2 protein-coding genes are annotated in these 3,109 nt (G+C 49.1%); both read left to right on the forward strand.

The genetic code is table 11. The annotated features are described in order from the left end of the window. Positions 1 to 2,583, forward strand: a 2,583-nt coding sequence (gene uvrA, locus B3182_RS03380) for an excinuclease ABC subunit UvrA (RefSeq protein WP_292751552.1), incomplete at its 5' end; no start/stop codon positions are given. After that, the coding region (locus B3182_RS03385) for an inorganic triphosphatase (RefSeq protein WP_292751555.1) at positions 2,580 to 3,109 on the forward strand (530 nt) is incomplete at its 3' end. The genes uvrA and B3182_RS03385, both read left to right, overlap by 4 nt.

Raw genomic sequence — 3,109 nt, forward strand, 5'->3', positions numbered from 1 at the left:
TCACCGGCGATTTCGATTGAACAGAAGTCGACATCGCATAATCCGCGTTCCACCGTCGGTACCATCACTGAAATCTATGATTATTTGAGATTATTACTGGCGCGAGCCGGTGAGCCGCGCTGTCCAACCCATCACCTGCCGCTGGAAGCCCAGACCGTCAGCCAGATGGTGGACACTGTATTAGCGATGCCCGAAGGCAAACGTTTAATGCTATTGGCACCGGTGATTCAGGATCGCAAGGGTGAACATCTGTCAGTGTTTGAAGGCCTGAGAGCGCAAGGTTTTGTTCGTGCCAGAGTCAATGGTGAAGTCGTTGAATTGGACGAGCCACCGGAGCTCGAATTACGCAAAAAACATACTATTGAAGCCGTAGTAGATCGTTTTAAAGTTCGTGAAGACTTACAGCAGCGTTTGGCGGAATCGTTTGAAACGGCTTTGAAATTAGCCGATGGTGTGGCCAAAGTCGTCTCAATGGATGATGACGCGGACCAAACTTTATTTTCGGCCCGTTTTGCCTGTTCTGAATGTGGTTATTCGATTGCTGAGCTCGAACCGCGCATGTTTTCCTTTAATAATCCGGCCGGTGCCTGCCCGACATGTGATGGTCTGGGTATTAAGCAGTTTGTAGATCCTTCCCGAGTCGTTGCACACCCTGAACTCAGTTTGGCCGCCGGTGCCATTCGCGGATGGGATCGTCGTAATGCCTATTATTATCAAATGATTCTATCGCTAGCCGATCACTTTCAATTTGATATTGATGCGGCATTTGATTCATTACCTGAAAATGTCCGGCAAGTGATTTTGTATGGCAGTGGTCGAACTGAAATTGATTTCAGTTATATCAGTGATCGTGGCAAACGGGTGAGCCGTAAACATGCTTTCGAAGGCATAATTCCCAACCTGCAACGCCGCTATCATGAGACTGAATCAGGTAGTGTGCGCGATGAACTGGCGAAATTCCATTCAATCAGAGCCTGTCCGGATTGTCATGGCACCCGCTTACGCGAAGCCTCTCGAAATGTATTTATCAATGAAACCAATTTACCAGAAATAACGGCGATGCCGATTGGTGAAGCCACCGAGTTTTTCCAGCAATTACAGTTGCCGGGTAAACGAGGCGAGATAGCCAGCAAGATAGTCAGCGAGATTAGTGCCCGATTAAGTTTTCTGGTTAATGTCGGGCTGGATTACCTTTCGCTGGCGCGCAGTGCCGATACCTTATCTGGTGGTGAAGCGCAGCGTATCCGGCTGGCCAGCCAGATCGGTGCCGGTCTGGTCGGTGTGATGTATATCCTCGATGAACCCTCCATTGGCTTGCATCAACGTGACAATGATCGTCTGTTGGGAACACTGACCCGGCTGCGTGATTTGGGAAATACGGTGATTGTAGTTGAACATGATGAGGACGCGATTCGCAGTGCCGATTATGTTTTGGATATCGGGCCGGGTGCCGGTGTTCATGGCGGTGAAATTGTGGCGCAGGGCACACCAGAAGATATTATGAAAAGTGAGCATTCGCTTACCGGACAGTACCTTTCTGGTCGGCGAAAAATTGAAATACCAGCGAAACGCGAAACCGCCCATGCCGGTAAATCCATTGGTCTGCGTGGTGCCTGCGGTAATAACCTGAAACATGTCGATGTCGATATTCCGATCGGTCTGATGACTTGTGTGACCGGCGTATCTGGTTCCGGTAAATCGACGCTTATTAATGAAACCTTGCTTAAATTGACCTCTAAAACTCTGAACGGTGCTTCAGATGAACCGGCTCCACATACCGAAATTTTGGGCCTGGATCAGCTGGATAAGGTAGTAGCGATTAACCAAAGCCCAATTGGCCGGACACCACGATCCAATCCGGCCACTTACACCGGTTTATTTACCCCAATTCGTGAATTATTTGCCGGCACTCAGGAAGCACGGGCTCGGGGTTATGGGCCGGGGCGATTCAGTTTTAATGTTAAAGGTGGACGATGTGAAGCCTGTCAGGGTGACGGTCTGATTAAGGTCGAAATGCACTTTTTGCCCGATATTTATGTGCCTTGTGATGTCTGCAAAGGTAAGCGTTACAATCGGGAAACCCTGGATATTCGCTATAAAGGTAAAACCATCACTGAAGTGCTGGATATGACTATCGAAGATGCCAATGTGTTTTTTGAAAATATTCCGGTGGTGGCAAAAAAACTGCAAACCCTGATCGATGTCGGCCTGACCTATATCAAGCTGGGGCAGAACGCTACAACGCTTTCCGGCGGTGAAGCGCAGCGGGTCAAACTGGCCAAAGAATTATCCAAACGTGATACCGGTAAAACGCTGTATATCCTTGATGAGCCGACTACCGGGCTACATTTTTACGATATTGAGCAACTGCTGAAAGTCTTGCATCACTTACGCGACCGCGGTAACACTATCGTGGTGATTGAGCATAATCTGGATGTAGTAAAAACCGCCGATTGGGTAATTGATATGGGCCCTGAAGGTGGTGCTGGCGGCGGTGAAGTGATTGCTGTCGGCACGCCTGAGCAAATCACTGAATATCCACGTTCGCATACCGGACATTACCTGAAGCCGTTACTGAAATGAGTCTTGAACAGGAAATGAAACTCGCCGTGAATGGCGAGACCAAACTGAATCTTGCTGATCTGGAATGGCTGCAAGCCATGGTCAGTGAGCAAAAGCAGTTGCATCTGCGGACGGAATATTTTGATACCCCGCAACTGAAACTGAAACAGCAGGGCATCGCTTTACGCAGGCGACAGATCGACGATCAATGGCTGCAAACCGTGAAAACCAGTGGCAAGGTTCAAGATGGTCTGCATCAGCGTGAAGAGTGGGAACATCCGATCATCAATGGTGAGTTTGATCTGCCATTGCTTCGCCAGACACCCATAGCGCCGATTGTCGATGACAGTGGCAGCTGGAAGCAGTTGCAGCGTCTGTTCTATACTGAATTTGACCGGGATATCCTTATGCTGGAGGCCGATCAGAATACCCTGATTGAACTGGCGTACGACTTTGGTGAAGCCGTTTCGGGTAACAACAAGGCGGTCATACATGAAGTCGAGCTGGAGTTACGTCACGGCTCACTGGAAGTGTTACAGCAAATTGC

The sequence above is a fragment of the Methylophaga sp. UBA4204 genome, from assembly GCF_002379485.1.
Lineage (GTDB): Bacteria > Pseudomonadota > Gammaproteobacteria > Nitrosococcales > Methylophagaceae > Methylophaga.